This window comes from Shinella zoogloeoides, from assembly GCF_030733845.1.
In the GTDB taxonomy this organism is placed as follows: Bacteria; Pseudomonadota; Alphaproteobacteria; order Rhizobiales; family Rhizobiaceae; genus Shinella; species Shinella zoogloeoides_C.
Genome location: NZ_CP132312.1, coordinates 89,929 through 105,468 on the forward strand (window position 1 = coordinate 89,929; position 15,540 = coordinate 105,468).

Annotated in this window: 18 protein-coding genes; 15 read left to right on the forward strand and 3 right to left on the reverse strand. The window is 66.0% G+C overall.

Going from position 1 to position 15,540, the window contains the following annotated elements; all coding sequences use genetic code 11:
- Window positions 1–22: 22 nt before the first annotated feature.
- Window positions 23–826 carry an alpha/beta fold hydrolase gene (locus Q9316_RS20860; protein WP_306035658.1) on the forward strand — a complete coding sequence of 268 codons (804 nt, stop codon included), beginning with the start codon at window positions 23–25 and terminating at the stop codon, window positions 824–826.
- A 5-nt stretch (window positions 827–831) separates the two neighbouring features.
- Here the strand turns inward: Q9316_RS20860 and Q9316_RS20865 are convergent, their stop codons facing one another.
- Entirely contained in the window at window positions 832–987 is a 156-nt protein-coding gene (locus Q9316_RS20865; RefSeq protein ID WP_226922569.1) for a hypothetical protein, read from the reverse strand.
- A gap of 100 nt (window positions 988–1,087) precedes the next feature.
- On the opposite strand from Q9316_RS20865, the gene Q9316_RS20870 reads away from it, so the two are divergent.
- The 6 genes from Q9316_RS20870 to Q9316_RS20895 all read left to right on the forward strand — a co-directional run bounded on the left by Q9316_RS20870 (window position 1,088) and on the right by Q9316_RS20895 (window position 6,679).
- Window positions 1,088–1,642, forward strand: a complete 555-nt coding sequence (locus tag Q9316_RS20870; protein ID WP_306035659.1) for a cytochrome c oxidase subunit 3 — start codon at window positions 1,088–1,090, stop codon at window positions 1,640–1,642.
- Between the two features lie 7 nt (window positions 1,643–1,649).
- Window positions 1,650–1,925, forward strand: coding sequence for a cytochrome C oxidase subunit IV family protein (locus tag Q9316_RS20875; protein WP_306035660.1), 276 nt, complete (start codon window positions 1,650–1,652; stop codon window positions 1,923–1,925).
- A gap of 156 nt (window positions 1,926–2,081) precedes the next feature.
- Entirely contained in the window at window positions 2,082–2,534 is a 453-nt protein-coding gene (locus Q9316_RS20880; protein ID WP_306035661.1) for a c-type cytochrome, read from the forward strand.
- 24 nt (window positions 2,535–2,558) lie between these two features.
- On the forward strand, window positions 2,559–3,905 hold the full coding sequence (locus Q9316_RS20885; RefSeq protein WP_306035662.1) for a nitric-oxide reductase large subunit: 1,347 nt from the start codon (window positions 2,559–2,561) through the stop codon (window positions 3,903–3,905).
- A 64-nt stretch (window positions 3,906–3,969) separates the two neighbouring features.
- Window positions 3,970–4,773 carry a CbbQ/NirQ/NorQ/GpvN family protein gene (locus tag Q9316_RS20890; protein WP_306035663.1) on the forward strand — a complete coding sequence of 268 codons (804 nt, stop codon included), beginning with the start codon at window positions 3,970–3,972 and terminating at the stop codon, window positions 4,771–4,773.
- Window positions 4,774–4,780: 7 nt separating this feature from the next.
- On the forward strand, window positions 4,781–6,679 hold the full coding sequence (locus Q9316_RS20895; RefSeq protein WP_306035664.1) for a nitric oxide reductase activation protein NorD: 1,899 nt from the start codon (window positions 4,781–4,783) through the stop codon (window positions 6,677–6,679).
- 59 nt (window positions 6,680–6,738) lie between these two features.
- Here the strand turns inward: Q9316_RS20895 and hemN are convergent, their stop codons facing one another.
- Window positions 6,739–8,091 carry an oxygen-independent coproporphyrinogen III oxidase gene (gene hemN / locus Q9316_RS20900; protein WP_306035665.1) on the reverse strand — a complete coding sequence of 451 codons (1,353 nt, stop codon included), beginning with the start codon at window positions 8,089–8,091 and terminating at the stop codon, window positions 6,739–6,741.
- Window positions 8,092–8,319: 228 nt separating this feature from the next.
- On the opposite strand from hemN, the gene Q9316_RS20905 reads away from it, so the two are divergent.
- Genes Q9316_RS20905 through Q9316_RS20920 form a run of 4 tightly spaced genes read left to right on the forward strand, consistent with a single transcriptional unit; the run spans window position 8,320 to window position 10,824 of the window.
- The gene (locus tag Q9316_RS20905) at window positions 8,320–8,601 is read left to right on the forward strand and encodes a DUF2249 domain-containing protein (protein WP_306035666.1); all 282 of its coding nucleotides are present in this window, start codon (window positions 8,320–8,322) and stop codon (window positions 8,599–8,601) included.
- A gap of 26 nt (window positions 8,602–8,627) precedes the next feature.
- Window positions 8,628–9,980, forward strand: coding sequence for a hypothetical protein (locus tag Q9316_RS20910; RefSeq protein ID WP_306035667.1), 1,353 nt, complete (start codon window positions 8,628–8,630; stop codon window positions 9,978–9,980).
- Between the two features lie 3 nt (window positions 9,981–9,983).
- Entirely contained in the window at window positions 9,984–10,517 is a 534-nt protein-coding gene (locus Q9316_RS20915; protein ID WP_306035668.1) for a DUF2249 domain-containing protein, read from the forward strand.
- Window positions 10,518–10,521: 4 nt separating this feature from the next.
- Window positions 10,522–10,824 carry a metal-sulfur cluster assembly factor gene (locus tag Q9316_RS20920; RefSeq protein ID WP_306035669.1) on the forward strand — a complete coding sequence of 101 codons (303 nt, stop codon included), beginning with the start codon at window positions 10,522–10,524 and terminating at the stop codon, window positions 10,822–10,824.
- Between the two features lie 39 nt (window positions 10,825–10,863).
- Here the strand turns inward: Q9316_RS20920 and Q9316_RS20925 are convergent, their stop codons facing one another.
- Window positions 10,864–12,078: an NnrS family protein gene (locus Q9316_RS20925; protein WP_306035670.1), complete on the reverse strand. Its 1,215-nt coding sequence runs from the start codon at window positions 12,076–12,078 to the stop codon at window positions 10,864–10,866.
- 214 nt (window positions 12,079–12,292) lie between these two features.
- On the opposite strand from Q9316_RS20925, the gene nirK reads away from it, so the two are divergent.
- The 4 genes from nirK (at window position 12,293) to Q9316_RS20945 (ending at window position 15,515) form a co-directional block, all read left to right on the forward strand.
- Window positions 12,293–13,435, forward strand: a complete 1,143-nt coding sequence (gene nirK / locus Q9316_RS20930) for a copper-containing nitrite reductase (RefSeq protein WP_306035671.1) — start codon at window positions 12,293–12,295, stop codon at window positions 13,433–13,435.
- A 131-nt stretch (window positions 13,436–13,566) separates the two neighbouring features.
- The gene (locus tag Q9316_RS20935; protein WP_306035672.1) at window positions 13,567–14,481 is read left to right on the forward strand and encodes a formylglycine-generating enzyme family protein; all 915 of its coding nucleotides are present in this window, start codon (window positions 13,567–13,569) and stop codon (window positions 14,479–14,481) included.
- 62 nt (window positions 14,482–14,543) lie between these two features.
- On the forward strand, window positions 14,544–15,239 hold the full coding sequence (locus Q9316_RS20940) for a Crp/Fnr family transcriptional regulator (protein ID WP_306035673.1): 696 nt from the start codon (window positions 14,544–14,546) through the stop codon (window positions 15,237–15,239).
- A 114-nt stretch (window positions 15,240–15,353) separates the two neighbouring features.
- On the forward strand, window positions 15,354–15,515 hold the full coding sequence (locus tag Q9316_RS20945; protein ID WP_306035674.1) for a hypothetical protein: 162 nt from the start codon (window positions 15,354–15,356) through the stop codon (window positions 15,513–15,515).
- The last annotated feature ends 25 nt before the right edge of the window (window positions 15,516–15,540 follow it).

Consider the following 15,540-nt stretch of genomic DNA (forward strand, 5'->3'; position numbering starts at 1 on the left):
GGGAGTGAACATGGAGACGCTTATGCTTGATATGGATGACGAACTGCTGGATTTCGAGAAGCACGGTACGCCGCTGCTGCCCGTTTCGGCCCGGGAGGGCTTCGTCGAAAACGACGGCGCGCGCATCTGGCATGCGGTTTACGGAAGCGGGCCGGCGGTCGTTCTGCTCCATGGCGGACTCGGCCACGCCGGCAATTGGGCCAACCAGGTGCCCGCTCTCGTTGCGGCCGGGCGCTCGGTGTTGGTCGTCGACAGTCGGGGGCACGGGCGCAGCACGCGTGATGCCGGGCCGTTCAGCTATGTGCGCATGGCAAATGACGTGTTGGCGGTGATGGACCATCTCAATCTAGACAAGGTTAGCCTCGTCGGCTGGAGCGACGGCGCCTGCACGGCGCTGATCCTGGCCGACCTGCATCCGGAACGGGTTGCCGGCGTCTTCTTTTTCGCCTGCAACATGGACCCGAGCGGCACGCTCGACGTTCAGCCGTCCCCGCTGCTCGACCGTTGCTTCGCCCGGCACAGGATCGACTATCGGGCGCTTTCCGCGACGCCGGACGAGTTCGACGCCTTCGTGGCGGATGTCTCCCGCATGATGCAGAGCGAGCCGAACTACACGGTCGATCAGCTTGCCGGCATCCGTGTGCCGGTCACGGTCGCGATCGGCGAGAACGACGAATTCATCCGGCAGGAGCATATGGCCTATCTCGCGCGCAGCATTCCCGCCGGCCAGTTGGTCGTGCTTCCTGACGTCAGCCATTTCGCACCCTTGCAGCGGCCGGACCTCTTCAACCGCGAAGTCCTGCGCTTCCTCGCGGAAACCGGCTAGCAGGCCTACTGTCCGAAGAAGAGCACGGCGGCGATCACAACCGACGCGCCGACCGCCGAAAGCGTTCCCGCGCCCTGCAGGACGCCCATGCGGTATAGCATCAGCGCGAAGCCGGCGATTACAGGCGCGGCGACGATGAGGCCGAACTGTGCGTCCGTCATGAAGAGATCCTTTCCTTTGCGGCCATCATGCCGCGCTCGGCCTGCCTGCTCTTTGTGCCGGCGCAAAGAAGTCCATTGGTTTGCGCGCTAGGGAACATCCATGGCGACGATAGACGACATGGACATGGCGGTCGGGAAGGCCGAGGGCGGGGAAGCGGATTCCCTCTTGCTCTGGATTCTGGTGTGGAGCGAGCTTGCGGCCTTCGGCGCACTGCTCGTCGCCTTCATGGTGATGACCGTGATGGACACCGATGGCGCCGCGCTGCTTCGCTCGCATCTTCATCCGGGGCTTGCCGCCCTCAACACCGTTCTTCTCGTCTTCAGCGGCTGGCAGGCGGCGCTTGCGGTTCGCCGCGGTGACGACGGCGTCCGCCGCCCGCTCGTCATTGCAGCGCTGGGCGGCTTTGCCTTCGTGGCCGTCAAGGTCGTCGAGTATGCCATCGAGCTCCGCTCCGGCATCGGCGCGGCCGGGGGGCTGACGGAACTCTATTTCCTCGTCACCGGCTTCCACCTGCTGCATGTGCTGTTCGGCGCCGGCATTCTCCTGCTCGTCGCCTGGCGGCCGTCGCGCGCCAATGTCTTGATGATCGCGACGCTTTGGCATGCGATCGATCTTGTCTGGCTCGTGATGTTCCCGATCGTCTATCTCACCTGAGGCGCCCATGACCCGACAGGCCCGCGAACAGTTCGTCGCCACGCTCGCCATGCTGCTGACGCTCGCCGTCGGCGGCGCCTTCGTCGGGGGGCTCAGCGGTGGGTTGCTGGTGCCGGTCGCGGCCGTGCTCGTCATGGCCTATGCCAAGGGCCGCCTCGTCATCCTCGACTTCATGGATTTGAGGCCGAGCCATGGCGTCCTGCGCTCCGCGCTGCTCGCCTGGCCGGCGGCCTTGCTGTCGCTTGCGCTCGTCCGCGCCGTCGCCGTCGCGCTGATCGGCTGAGCAACCGCCCCGGTCTTTGCCAATGCGCAAAGAAGGCTTTTCCCCCGCCGCTAGAACCATGACGTCCCGCATTGCCGGCGAGGGGATCGCCGGCAAAACAGTCTGGCGGGGTTTGGCGCCGGGCCCATGGGGTTTCGGCAAGGAAAGGACCATGGGATGGCAGAGCGCCTAACCAAGACCGGGGCCCGCAACGTCTTCTATGGCGGGTCCATCTTCTTCTTCGCGATCTTCGTGGGGCTTACGGCCCACTCTCACTACTACATCAGGACGTCCTCCACCGACGAGACGACGCTCACCGACAGCGTCGCGCGCGGCAAGCATGTCTGGGAGAAGAACGCCTGCATCAACTGCCACACCTTGCTGGGCGAGGGCGCCTATTTCGCGCCCGAGCTCGGCAATGTCTGGAAGCGTTATGGCGGCGTCGACGACCCCGAGGGCGCGCGCGAGGCGCTGAAGGCCTGGATGGCCGCGCAGCCGAGCGGGGCGGAGGGCCGGCGGCAGATGCCGCAGTTCAACCTCACCGAACAGGAACTCAACGATCTCGCTGATTTCCTCGAATGGACGAGCCGGATCATGACCCAGAACTGGCCGCCGAACGATGCCGGCTGACGGACAGGGTTCAGGAGAAAAGACATGAAATATCAAACGCAAAAGGTCGCGATGCTGTATTTCTACGGTGCGCTCGGCCTCTTCCTCGCCCAGGTCCTCTTCGGCGTCGTGGCCGGCACGATCTACGTGCTGCCCAACACGCTTTCCGAGCTCCTGCCGTTCAACATCGTGCGCATGATTCATACCAATGCGCTCGTCGTCTGGCTGCTCATGGGCTTCATGGGCGCGACCTACTACATGATCCCGGAGGAGACCGAGACGGAGCTGTTCAGCCCGAAGCTCGCCGTTCTCCAGTTCTGGATGTTCTTCGTGGCTGCGGGCCTGACGGTCGTCGGCTACATGTTCCGCATCCATGAGGGGCGGGAATTCCTCGAGCAGACCTTCATCGCCAAGGTCGGCATCGTCGTCGTCGTCCTGATGTTCCTCTTCAACATCACCATGACTGCGCTGAAGGGTCGCAAGACCACGGTCATCAACATCCTGCTCTTCGGCCTGTGGGGCCTGGCGATCTTCTTCCTCTTCGCCTTCTACAACCCGATCAACCTGGCGCTCGACAAGATGTACTGGTGGTACGTCATCCACCTGTGGGTCGAGGGCGTCTGGGAGCTGATCATGGCCTCCGTGCTCGCCTTCCTGATGATCAAGCTCAACGGCATCGACCGCGAGGTCGTGGAGAAATGGCTCTACGTCATCGTTGGCCTCGCGCTCTTCTCGGGCATCCTCGGCACGGGCCACCACTATTACTGGATCGGCGCGCCGGGCTACTGGCAGTGGATCGGCTCGCTGTTCTCCACGCTGGAAGTGGCGCCCTTCTTCACCATGGTCATCTTCACCTTCGTGATGACCTGGAAGGCCGGCCGCAACCATCCGAACAAGGCGGCGCTGCTGTGGTCGATCGGCTGCTCGGTGATGGCCTTTTTCGGCGCTGGCGTCTGGGGCTTCCTGCACACGCTGTCGTCGGTGAACTACTACACCCACGGCACCCAGGTCACCGCCGCGCACGGGCACCTCGCCTTCTTCGGCGCCTATGTGATGCTGAACCTTGCCATGATGGCCTACGCCATCCCGGAAATCCGCGGCCGGGCGCCGTTCAACCAGTGGCTCTCGATCGCGAGCTTCTGGATCATGTGCACGGCCATGTCGGTGATGACCTTCGCGCTCACCTTCGCCGGTGTCGTGCAGGTGCATCTCCAGCGCGTGCTCGGCGAGAACTTCATGGACGTCCAGGACCAGCTCGCGCTGTTCTACTGGGTGCGTCTCGGCTCGGGTGTCGCTGTCCTCCTCTCGGCACTGATGTTCGTCTGGGCCGTGCTCGTGCCCGGCCGGGAACGGCGCGACAGCCTTACCCAGCTGGTCCAGCCGGCCGAGTGAGTGCTGGCCGGCCCCGTCATCCCGCGGGGCCGGCACTTCCTTTCAGAAATTCGTGGAGACCAAAATGAACGTCATGCTCAAGGCGTCGCGCGCCGAAATTCCCGCCTACAGCCCCTCCGGCAATGAATGCGCCCTGTTCGAGACGGCCTGGACGCGGCAGCTTCCGCTGCTGCTGAAAGGCCCGACGGGCTGCGGCAAGACGCGCTTCGTCAGTCACATGGCCGCAAGGCTCGGCCTGCCGCTTTCCACCGTCTCCTGCCACGACGACCTGTCCGCCGCCGACCTCACCGGCCGCTACCTCCTGAAGGGCGGCGACACGGTCTGGGTCGACGGCCCGCTGACGCGCGCGGTGCGCGAAGGGGGCGTGTGCTATCTCGACGAGATCGTCGAGGCGCGCAAGGACGTCGCCGTCGTGCTGCATCCGCTCACCGACGACCGGCGCATCCTGCCGCTGGAGCGCACCGGCGAAGTGCTGGAAGCCCCGGCCGGCTTCATGCTCGTCGTCTCCTACAATCCCGGCTACCAGAATCTCCTGAAGGCGCTGAAGCCTTCGACGCGCCAGCGCTTCGTCGCCATCGAGTTCGATTTTCTGCCAAAGAGTGCGGAGATCGCCGTCGTCGCAACGGAAAGCGGGCTGGACGAGGCGCGCGTCGCACCGCTCGTCGAACTCGCTCATCGGCTTCGCGCTCTCAAAGGCCACGACCTGGAAGAGGGCGTATCGACGCGCCTTCTCGTCTATTGCGCCTGCCTTATCGACAGCGGCATGACGATTCGCGAGGCCGTGCGCGCCGCGATGATCGAACCGCTCACCGACGAGCCGGACGTCCGCGCCGCCCTCCTCGAAATCGCCGACGCGCTGATCCGCTGAGGCCGCCATGCTGGATTTCCTGGAACTGGAGGAAACCGTCGGCCGCGCCTGGCACAGGCTCGTCGGCAACACGGCCACCTGGCCACGCCATCCGGACCATGCCGTCCGGCTGGAAGATGTTCGACCGGTGCTCGCCGTCTGCTTTCGCGGTTTTGGCGGGGAGGGCGCGGTTCAGATCGCGCCGGCGCGCGGGCGCACCTCGACGCATCGCCTCAGGCTGCGCCAGCGCATGGGGCTCGGGGAGGAGAAGCTTGTGCAGCCCGGCCGTGACCACGCGACGCTGATGCTGCCGGGCGAGATCGCGCTCTTCGCAGATCGCGGCCTCAATCGGGACCTCTATATCTGGCTGGCCGCGGCCATGGCCGTCATGCCGCTCGATCAGGTGACACATGACGACCCGCTCCAGCGCGACCTTGCCATCCTGGCGCGGGCGGAGACGACCGCGAAAGCGATCCTCGCCACCTTTCCGGGCCTCGCCCGACGCTACAGGCGGCTTTGCGCTGCGACGCTGGAGGCGCGCCGCCGACGGCCGCTGCCAACCATCGAGCGCCATGTCGAGAACCGTATCCTCAGCCTCCTGAAAAAGGGCGCGGGGCTGGCGGACGATACGCTGCCTGTCATCTTCCCGCACCGTGCGCCGCCCGGCTACCTGCCCATGCTGCCCATGCCGCTCTGGCCCGATGCGCTTTTGCGCAAGGAAGGCGAAGGGCGTGGGGAGGAGGACCAGCCGGCGACCGGGAGCGATCAGCAGGCGTCGGAGATCGGCCGGCATGTCGCGCTGCGCGAGAAGGCGGAGAACCGCAAGAACGAGCGCAGCCCCTTCATCCTCAACCGCTTCGAGAAAATCCTTGCCATGGCCGAGATGGTCAATGTCGACCGCCCCGGCGACGACAGCGACGATCACGATTCAAGTGCCGCCGACGAGCTGGACGATATGACGCTCGGCGAGCGCAAGGGGCGTCCCGCCGCGCGCTTCCACTTCGATCTCGACCTTCCGCCGGAAGCCCTCGACCGCACGCGGCTGACCGGCGAATTTACCTATCCGGAATGGGACTACCGTACGGCGAGCTACCTGCCGGACCATTGCCGCGTGCTCGCCTCGCCGGCGCCGGACACCGCCACGGTGCCGCAGGCCGACCCGGACACGAAGAGCCTCATCCGCCGGGTGCGCCGCCAGTTCGAGGTGCTGCGCCCGCGCCATGAAATGCTGCGCGCGCAGCTCGACGGGGCGGAACTCGACCTCGATGCGGTGGTGCGCGCGCGCAGCGATCTTGCCGCCGGCGGGCAGGGCAGCGATCGCATCCATTTGATGAGCCGGCCGCAGGCGCACGACCTCGCCGTCACCATCCTCGTCGACGTCTCGCTCTCCACCGACGCCTGGTTCGACAACCGCCGTGTGCTCGATGTCGAGAAGGAAGCGCTGACGGTGCTCGCCCATGGGCTTGCCGCCTGCGGTGACCGCCATTCGATCCTCACCTTCACCTCCCGTCGCCGCTCCTGGGTGCGCGTCGAGACGGTCAAGGATTTCGGCGAGCCGATGGGGCATGGCGTCGAGGCGCGCATCGCGGCGTTGAAGCCCGGCTTCTACACCCGCATCGGCCCGGCGATCCGCCATGCGGCGGCGAAACTGCGCGAGCAGCCGAATCGCCGCAAGTTGCTGTTGCTCCTCACCGATGGCAAGCCGAATGACGTGGACCACTATGAGGGCCGCTTCGCGCTGGAGGATAGCCGCCGCGCCGTTACGGAAGCGCGCCGGACGGGCGTCAGCGTGTTCGGGGTGACGGTCGACCGGGAGGCACAGGCCTATGTGCCGGCGATCTTCGGCCGCAACGGCTACGCCATCGTCAGCAACATCGCCCGGCTGCCTGCGGCGCTGCCGGCGATCTATCGTGGTCTTGTGGGATAGAGGGCGCAAGATCGCGAGGAAAGGCCCGGCATGCCGCACCATGCCGGGTCTTTTTCCGTTCAGGCGGCCTTGCTGTGCGTGCGGGCCGACTGGTCGATATAGGCGTCGAAGGCAGCCGCGACGGCGCGGATGATGAAGCGGTGGTCCTGTCGCACGGTGACGGTGCCGCCGCTGATATCGATCGCTCCGTCCTCCTTCAGGGCCGCCAGCCGCGCATTGCCCTCGACAAGCGGCGCGGCATCGAAGCCGTGGCGCACGGCAATGGTAGCGACATCGACGCGGAAGTCGCACATCAGCCGCTCGATGATCTCGGCGCGCAGCCGGTCCTCCGCCGTCAGCCGGTATCCCTTGACGGTCGCCAGCCGGCCGGAGGCGACGCGCTGGGCATAGAGACCCGGCGGCACCTCGTTCTGGATATAGCCTTCCGGCGTGCGGCCGATGGCCGAGGCGCCGAAGCCGATGAGGGTGGTGCAGGCATCCGTCGTATAGCCCTGGAAATTGCGGTGCAGCCGGCCGCGCCGCGCGGCAAGCGCAAGGCCGTCGCCGGGCAGGGCGTAGTGATCGAGCCCGATGCGGACATAGCCGCTCGCGGCAAGCGTTTCGGCGATGGCCTCGGCCTGCTCGATGCGCATGGCCGCATCCGGAAGGGCGCGTTCGTCGATCAGCCGCTGGTGCTTCTTGAAGGAGGGGATATGGGCGTAGCCGAAGACCGCGAAGCGCTCCGGCCGCATGGCGACCGCCGCCCTTGCCGTGTCTATGCACGACTGGACCGTCTGGTGCGGCAGGCCGTAGATCAGGTCGAAATTGATGCCCTCCACCCCGGCCTTGCGCAGCCGCGTCACGGCGTCGGCCGTCTGTGCCTCGCTCTGGATGCGGTTGATCGCCTTCTGCACGACGGGATCGAAGCTCTGCACGCCAAGGCTTGCACGGGTGACGCCCGCATCGCCGAGCGCTGCGGCCATCTCCGGCGTGAGGGTTCGCGGGTCGATCTCGACGGCAATCTCCATGCCCGCCGTGAAGGCGAAGCGGGCGCGCATCAGGCCGATGAGGTCGCGGAACTCCTCCGGCTGCATGATGGTCGGCGTGCCGCCGCCAAAATGCACATGGCGGATGTTCGGCCGGCCGCCGACCTTGTCGGAAACGAGGCCGATTTCCCTGCGCAGCATGTCGATATAGTCGAGGATCGGCTCGTCGCGCTGGGTGATCGTCGTGTGACAGCCGCAATACCAGCACATGGAGCGGCAGAACGGGATGTGCAGGTAGAGCGAGGCGTCCGCGCCCGGCCTGATGGCCGAGAGCCAGTCGCCATAGGTGCCGGTGCCGACGGTGGGCGAAAAGCCCGGTGCCGTCGGATAGCTCGTATAGCGCGGCAAGCGCGCCTCGCCATATTTTTCGATCAGGGCCTGTTGCATGGCGCGTTCCTTTGTCCGTGATGGTCGAATGGACAGAGCCTAGGGGCGGGAAGCGTGCCGTTCTTTGCGAAAAGCCAAGCAGTGGGGCATCCCGGCCGGAACCGGGGAATTGTTTGCGCAACGTCAAAGTGGCGGGACGGCGGTGGGGTTAGGTTCGGGCGGTTCCGGTCGGCTCGGGCCGTGCCTTCTGGAACAGGATCGGAACGGCCGGGACGAAAACGCCAGAACATGACTGAACAACATCAGGAAAAACCCTCCATCGACGTCCGCGTCATCCCCCCGCGCGAGCGCCATCCGCGCATCTTCGGCATGCTGGGCGCGCTCCTGCCCGGAAAATCCATGCTGATCACCAGCGACCACGATCCGCGTCCGCTGCACTACCAGCTAGAAACGAACTTCCCGGGCCAGTTCGGCTGGGACTATCTCGAGCAGGGGCCGGAGGTCTGGCGTGTCGAGATCGACCGGCTGGAAGACGGCGGCTGCGACTGCTGCTGCGGCTCCGACCACTAGCGCAAGCGCGGCGAAGGGGAACCGAGATGCCGGGCGCGACGCTCTCCCGCTGGACCATGTCCTACTTCGCCGCCGCCTGCCTGATGCTTCTTGCCGGGCAGGGCCTGATGGTCGTCGGCTACGGCTATCCGGCAGTTCCGGTCAGCGCACCGGAAACGCTGGCGCTGGTCCATGTCGTCGCCATCGGCTGGCTGAGCCTGCTGATGGTGGGCGCGCTCCTGCAATTCGTGTCGGTGCTTGTCGGCCGCCCGCTGGTCGGCGGGCAGCTTGCGGCGCCGGCCCTTATTCTGCTGGTCGGCGGCCTCGGCTTTCTTGTCGCCGGCTTCGTCGCGCTTTCGGGGGCTATCGACCTGCCGCTCATCCTGCTGCCGCTCGGCGGCGGCATGCTTCTTCTCGGCTTCGGCCTGATCGCGGGGCTTCTTGCCGCCACGCTGTATGCGGCGCGGCCCTTGCCGCTGCCGGCCCGCTTCGTTGCTGTGGCGCTGGTATCGCTTATCGGAGCGGTCCTCGTCGGGGCCGCCTTCACATTGGCCCTGTCCGGCCTCAGCGAGAGCGTAGCGCTCGCCCGGCTGGTTGCGGGCGGCGTGGGATTGCATGCCATACTTGGCCTCGGCGGCTGGCTGAGCATCACGGCGGTCGGCGTCAGCTATCGCCTGCTCGCCATGTTCCTGCTCGCGCCGGAGGCGGAACGCCGGACGAGCCGTGCCGTGTGGTGGACGACGGCCCTCGCGGCAGGGCTCATCGCGGCCTGCATCCCTCTCGTGCTTCTCGCCCTTTCCGGCGTCTCCGTCCTGTTCGCCGCGGCGTTGCTGCTGACGCTGGTGGCGGTGCTGCTCTATGGTGGCGACATCAGGAGCATCTATCGTGCCCGCAAGCGCAAGCAGGCGGAACTGAACATTCGCGCCAGCTTTCCCGCCTTCGTCGCGCTCGCCATTTCCCTCGCTCTCGTCAACGTGCCTGCGATCCGCGCCGGCGAGACCGTCGGGGCGGTCGCCTATCTCTTCGCCTTCGGCTGGTTGAGCGGGCTCGGGCTCGCCCAGCTCTACAAGATCGTCGCCTTCCTGACCTGGCTGGAGGCCTATGGGCCGGTGCTCGGCCGGGCACCGGTGCCGCGCGTTCAGGATCTGGTCGAGGAAGGCCATGCGCGCATCCTGTTCATCGTCTATTATGGCGCGGTGGCGGTGGCGACATCGGCACTGCTTGCGGATATGCCCGAAATCTTTCGCGGCGCGGTTTGCCTGCAACTCGTCGCGACACTGGCGCTGATGCGGGAATTCATCCGCGCGCGCCGGCTCTCTATCGTGCCGGCCAGCTTGCGTTCACCCACCGGCATGGTGCGGCCGCATCTTTTCCTGCCCCTTTCCGTTTCAAGGAGATAACCGATGTCCGACGTTTCAACCGGGATCGCACCGAAGGTGCTCGATGTGCGGCCGATCCTGAAGAGCGGCGGCGAGCCGTTCCAGGAGATCATGCAGGCGGTGCAGGATCTTGCGCCGGGGCAGGGGCTGAAGCTCGTCGCCCCTTTCCGCCCGCAGCCGTTGTTCCGCGTCATGGAGGGGCGTGGTTTCGATCACGAGTCTCGCGAGATTGATAACGGGCACTGGGAAGTGCTGTTCACGCCGCAGCAGGATGCCAAGCCGGTCGAGACGTCCGCCGATGCCGAGAGGCCCGAGACCTGGCCGGACCCGTCGCTTCATCTCGACCTTGCTGACCTCGATCCGCCCGAACCGATGGTGCGCATCCTCGCCGCCCTCGAGGAGCTCGACGCCGGCGCCGTGCTCTTCGCGGTGCTCTCGCGCGAGCCGCTGTTCTTGTTCCCGGAACTGACGAAGCGCGGCCACCAGTGGGCCGGCAATTTCGACGATACCGGCTCGGCCTACCGCATTCTCGTGCGGGTCGGCCGCGCGAAGGAATAGGGCGATGGACGAACAGGAGAAAGCCGCGCTCGCCGGGGATATCCGCAATGCGCTGCGCATGATCATCGACCCCGAGATCGGCCGCAACATCGTCGATCTCGGCCTGATCTACGACATCGTTGTGGAGGAGGGCGGCATCGTCCAAGTCACCATGACCACGACGACGCGCGGCTGTCCGGCGAGCGGCTATCTCAAGGAAGCGGTCGGCAATTGCGTCTGGCATGTGCCGGGCGCCGAATATGCCGAGGTGCACATGACCTACGAGCCGCCCTGGACGCCTGACATGATGGAGACGGCGGAAAGCTGAGACGAACGGCCCGGAGACATCTCCGGGCCGTTCTAGCATTCAGAGCGGCGCACGACGCTTGCGGGCGAGGATCGGCGCATATTCCAGGCAGAACAGGCCGAAGGCGACGATCCACAGCAGGCCGGCGGCGGCGTAGATCTGCGCACTTGCCTCGGGAAGGATCTCGCCGAGCGGGCGCACGAGCGCGCACAGGATCAAGGCCGCATAGGCAGCGACGGTCAGGCGCGAGGCCTTGAGCGGCCGGCCGGTATGGCCGAGGCTTGCGCGTGTCATCACGGCCAGCATCATGCAGGCGATCGCGCCGACCGACAGGAGGTGCAGGACGGAGCGCTCCTCCAGATAGCCGAGCGCGCTGAGCCCGATGGCCAGGAGACCGAGCGGCACGAAGGCATAGGCGACGTGAAGGACGGCGAGCACTTTCTCCGGTGCCGTCGTCCAGCCGCGCCAGCGGTGCAGCCGAATGCAGTGCAGCACGGCGGCGGCAAAACCGAGCCCGGCCGTTGCCGTATGCTGCGGCTGCACCGTCCAGGCGGCGAGCGCACCGAGGCCGCCGAGAATGGCGACCGTGTCGTAGCGATTGTAGGGCACCGGGAAATCGGTGCGGCCGGACTTGTTGAGCCAGTTGCGGGTGAAGCTCGGTATGATGCGGCCGCCGACGATCATCACCAGCACGACATAGGCCGCGACGGCAAGGCGCGTCGCCATGTGGACATGGCTGCCGTCGATGACGGCGACATGGAAGATGCCGTTGGCGACTGAGAGCGCCAGCAGGCCGCCGAGCACCTTCAGGTCCTTCCACTTGCGCCCCGCCACGACCTCGCGCGAGCAGATGGCCAGCAATGCGGGCAGGAACAGGCCGTCGATTACCGCGGCGGTCGCCACGCCAAATTCGTCCGTCATAAGAAGGGCGATGCGGCCTGCGCACCAGAGCGAGAAAAGTCCGGCGAGTGGCCAGCCCGAGACGGGCAGACGCCCCGTCCAGTTGGGCACCGCCGTCAGCAGGAAGCCCGCGAGCACTGCGGAGGCGAAGCCGAACAGCATTTCATGCGCGTGCCAGTTGGGAGCGCCGTAGTCGCCTGCAAGATCGAGCCTGCCGGTGATCGCCCCGATCCACAGGCTCATCGCGACGATGGCCCAGAGGCCCCCGCCAAGGAAGAACGGCCGGAAGCCATAGGAAAACAGCACCGGGCCCGTTCGGGAAAGGCCGCGCGGGACCGCGCGGCTGACGCGCACTGTGGGTTCGCTTGCACTCATGATCGTCTCGTTCCTTTGCAATTGTCAGCTCTTTTTAGGGCAGGCGCGGCGCTGCTTCTTTGCGAGATGGCAAAGAGCAAATGAGCGCCTGCCAAAATGCCGCAGCAACCGGAAAGGGTAATTTGAGCCATCACAAAGAGGTCGGCGCGAATGCTCCTAAAACGAAGAGGACCGGGCGATACACCGCTCCGTCCTTTGAATAAGGAGAAATGCAATGACTGAGCAGTTTCAGATGACACGCCGCACCATTCTGGGCGGTGCCGCCTTCGCCGGCGTCCTGACGCCGATCATTGCGGCGTCGATGGCGCATGCCGAAGGTGGCGCGATCGAAACGAACGCAGCCGCAGCGGCGGCCGACATCGCAAAGCTGGAACGGGTGAAGGTCGAGCTGGTGAAACCGCCGTTCGTCCACGCCCATACCCAGAAGGCGCAAGGCGGACCGAAAGTCTACGAATTCACCATGACGATCGAGGAAAAGAAGATGATCCTCGACGACAAGGGCACCGAGGTGCACGCCATGACCTTCAACGGCTCGGTTCCCGGCCCGCTGATGGTCGTGCACCAGGGCGACTATGTCGAACTGACGCTGATCAACCCTGAAACCAACGAGCTGCAGCACAATATCGACTTCCACTCGGCAACGGGTGCGCTCGGCGGCGGCGCGCTGACCGTGGTCAACCCGGGTGAGCGGACCGTGCTGCGCTTCAAGGCCACGAAGGCCGGCGTCTTCGTCTACCACTGCGCACCTCCCGGAATGGTTCCCTGGCACGTCACCTCGGGCATGAACGGCGCGATCATGGTGCTGCCGCGCGAAGGCCTGACGGACGGCCACGGCAAGGAGCTGACCTACGACCGCGTCTACTATGTCGGCGAGCAGGACTTCTACGTGCCGCGCGATGCGGAAGGGAACTACAAGAAATATGCGAGCGTCGGGGAATCGTATGCCGACACGCTGGAAGTCATGCGCACGCTGACCCCGAGCCACATCGTCTTCAACGGCGCCGTCGGGGCGCTCACCGGCGACAATGCGCTCAAGGCCGAAGTGGGCGAGAAGGTGCTGATCGTGCATTCGCAGGCCAACCGCGACACGCGCCCCCACCTCATCGGCGGCCACGGCGACTATGTCTGGGCAACAGGCAAGTTCCGCAACGTGCCCGACGTCGACCAAGAAACCTGGTTCATCCCGGGCGGCACGGCGGGCGCAGCCTTCTACACCTTCGAGCAGCCCGGCATCTACGCCTATGTCAACCACAACCTGATCGAGGCCTTCGAGCTGGGCGCCGCCGCGCACTTCACCGTCACCGGTGACTGGAACGACGACCTGATGACCTCGGTCACGCCGCCGAGCGGCGCCTGACGCCCGAGCACCGGATGCGCCTTTTGTTGAGGCAGGCGCATCCTTCCGGGCCGCCGCCGGCGGCCCGGTCCCCAATCGGCGCCCGTCCCGGATGCCGAACAATCGTCCGGGCGAGGTGCAAGGAGGCCGTCATGGCTACAGTGACATCGAGACCCGGCCATTCGTGGACATCGCTTGCCTTTCCCGTCCTTCTGCTTGCCGCGCTCACCGGCGTGCTCGCGGTCAAGACGGACCTCATCGGCGCCGCGCCGGCCGGCCATGTGCTGGACGAACCGCAGACGATCGAGATCGCGCCGCGCAGCTTTGCCTATCGTGACAGCGGCGAATTCTACCGCAACGGCTTTGCCGTCGACGGAACGGTGAAGGCCGTGACCGTCCGCCGTCCGCTCACCATCATGAAGTACCAGGTCACCGCCAGCGACTATGCGCGCTGCGTCGCCGATGGCGCATGCGCGCCGGCCGAGCCGGGCTTTGTCCCGGCCGACCCCAGCAATACGCCGGCGACCGGCGTCAGCTATGACGACGCGATCGCCTATGCGGGCTGGCTCAGCGAGCGCACCGGCGAGATCTGGACGCTGCCGAACGATCGGGACCTTGCCTTCGCCGCCGGTTCGCGCTTCCCGGACGATGCGCTCGGCGTCGACATCAACAGTACAAACCCGGCGGACCGGTGGCTGGCCGACTATCGCCGCGAGGCGGGCCGCAAGGCCTCGCGCGATCCCGTGCCCCAGCCGCTCGGCCGTTTCGGCGAGAACGAATACGGCCTAGCCGATTTCGCCGGCAATGTCTGGGAATGGACGGCGACCTGCAACCGGCGCGTCAATCTCGACAAGGCGGCGCGCGTGGTGAACGACGTCTCGTCCTGCGGCATCTATGTCGCCAGCGGCAAGCATCGCGCGGCGATGAGTTCGTTCGTGCGCAATCCGAAGGGCGGCGGCTGCGCGGTGGGCGTGCCGCCGGACAATGTCGGCTTCCGCCTGGTCAAGGACACGCGCTGGTACGCGCCGCTCCTCGTGGCGCTTCGGGAGCGCGGCGTTCCGCTCTGAACTTCCGGTAAGGGAAGAGGCGTGATAGAAGCCGGTGACTTTCACGCGAGAGGAACGCCATCGTGAAGATTGACCGGACCGTCGTCCGTTCGCTCGCCCTGTTCGACAGGATGAGCGACGAGGACCTCGACAGGCTGCTGACCCACGCGACCGCGCGCCGCGTGGCGCAGGGCGACGCCGTCTTCGAGCAGGGTCAGCAGGCGGCGAGCTTCTTCCTGCTCCTGCACGGCCGGCTGAAGGTGACGCAGGTGACGGAGGACGGCCAGCAGATCATCGTGCGTGTCGTGCATCCCGGCGATCTCTTCGGCTTTGCCAAGGCCCTCCAGCGATCCGACTATCCCGGCACCGCGCGCGCGGCGACCGAAAGCGTCATCCTCGGCTGGCCGACCGATCTCTGGCCGCAATTCGTCGAGCAGAATCCCCGCCTTGCCGTCAGCGCCATGCAGACCATCGGCCAGCGTCTGGAGGAGGCGCATACCCGCATACGCGAAATGTCGACGCAGGAGGTCGAACGGCGTGTCGCCCATGCCGTGTTGCGGCTCTCCAAGCAGGCCGGCCGCAAGGAGGGGGAGGGCATCCGCATCGACTTCCCGATCTCGCGCCAGGACATCGCGGAGATGACCGGCACGACGCTGCACACCGTCTCGCGCATCCTCAGCGCCTGGGAAACCCTAGGCCTCGTCCAGGGCGGCCGCCAGAAGCTTCTCATCCGCGATATCGCCGGCCTTTCAGCCCTTGCCGACGGCCCGAAGGACTGAGGCACGCCTTTCCGCGCCGCCTTCTTTTTTCGTGGGAACGCACACAAACCGCTTCGCACTTTTGCGTGAACTGTTTTAGGTTTCGCAGCGATCTGCAGCGCGACGGAGGACGTCTTGAACGACAACAATGTTCTGAAATTCGAACCCCGCAAGCCGAAGCAGGAGAAGAAGCCTGTGACGCCGGGGCCGAAGAAGGGACGGATCTGGCTCGCCGTTGTCGTCGTGATCGCGCTCGTCTGGGCCTACTACCAGTTCATGGCGCCGCAGACGTTGTGAACGGGGCGGGCGCGGGAAGGAAGTG

Excerpts from the sequence above, each read along its gene's own strand:
- nirK (WP_306035671.1), top strand. The coding sequence starts at position 12,293 with ATGACTGAGCAGTTTCAGATGACACGCCGCACCATTCTGGGCGGTGCC.
- Q9316_RS20915 (WP_306035668.1), top strand. The coding sequence starts at position 9,984 with ATGTCCGACGTTTCAACCGGGATCGCACCGAAGGTGCTCGATGTGCGG.
- Q9316_RS20920 (WP_306035669.1), top strand. The coding sequence starts at position 10,522 with ATGGACGAACAGGAGAAAGCCGCGCTCGCCGGGGATATCCGCAATGCG.
- Q9316_RS20870 (WP_306035659.1), top strand. The coding sequence starts at position 1,088 with ATGGCGACGATAGACGACATGGACATGGCGGTCGGGAAGGCCGAGGGC.
- Q9316_RS20865 (WP_226922569.1), bottom strand. The coding sequence starts at position 987 with ATGACGGACGCACAGTTCGGCCTCATCGTCGCCGCGCCTGTAATCGCC.
- Q9316_RS20880 (WP_306035661.1), top strand. The coding sequence starts at position 2,082 with ATGGCAGAGCGCCTAACCAAGACCGGGGCCCGCAACGTCTTCTATGGC.
- Q9316_RS20885 (WP_306035662.1), top strand. The coding sequence starts at position 2,559 with ATGAAATATCAAACGCAAAAGGTCGCGATGCTGTATTTCTACGGTGCG.
- Q9316_RS20910 (WP_306035667.1), top strand. The coding sequence starts at position 8,628 with ATGCCGGGCGCGACGCTCTCCCGCTGGACCATGTCCTACTTCGCCGCC.
- Q9316_RS20895 (WP_306035664.1), top strand. The coding sequence starts at position 4,781 with ATGCTGGATTTCCTGGAACTGGAGGAAACCGTCGGCCGCGCCTGGCAC.
- Q9316_RS20925 (WP_306035670.1), bottom strand. The coding sequence starts at position 12,078 with ATGAGTGCAAGCGAACCCACAGTGCGCGTCAGCCGCGCGGTCCCGCGC.
- Q9316_RS20905 (WP_306035666.1), top strand. The coding sequence starts at position 8,320 with ATGACTGAACAACATCAGGAAAAACCCTCCATCGACGTCCGCGTCATC.
- Q9316_RS20935 (WP_306035672.1), top strand. The coding sequence starts at position 13,567 with ATGGCTACAGTGACATCGAGACCCGGCCATTCGTGGACATCGCTTGCC.
- Q9316_RS20890 (WP_306035663.1), top strand. The coding sequence starts at position 3,970 with ATGAACGTCATGCTCAAGGCGTCGCGCGCCGAAATTCCCGCCTACAGC.
- Q9316_RS20875 (WP_306035660.1), top strand. The coding sequence starts at position 1,650 with ATGACCCGACAGGCCCGCGAACAGTTCGTCGCCACGCTCGCCATGCTG.
- Q9316_RS20860 (WP_306035658.1), top strand. The coding sequence starts at position 23 with ATGCTTGATATGGATGACGAACTGCTGGATTTCGAGAAGCACGGTACG.
- hemN (WP_306035665.1), bottom strand. The coding sequence starts at position 8,091 with ATGCAACAGGCCCTGATCGAAAAATATGGCGAGGCGCGCTTGCCGCGC.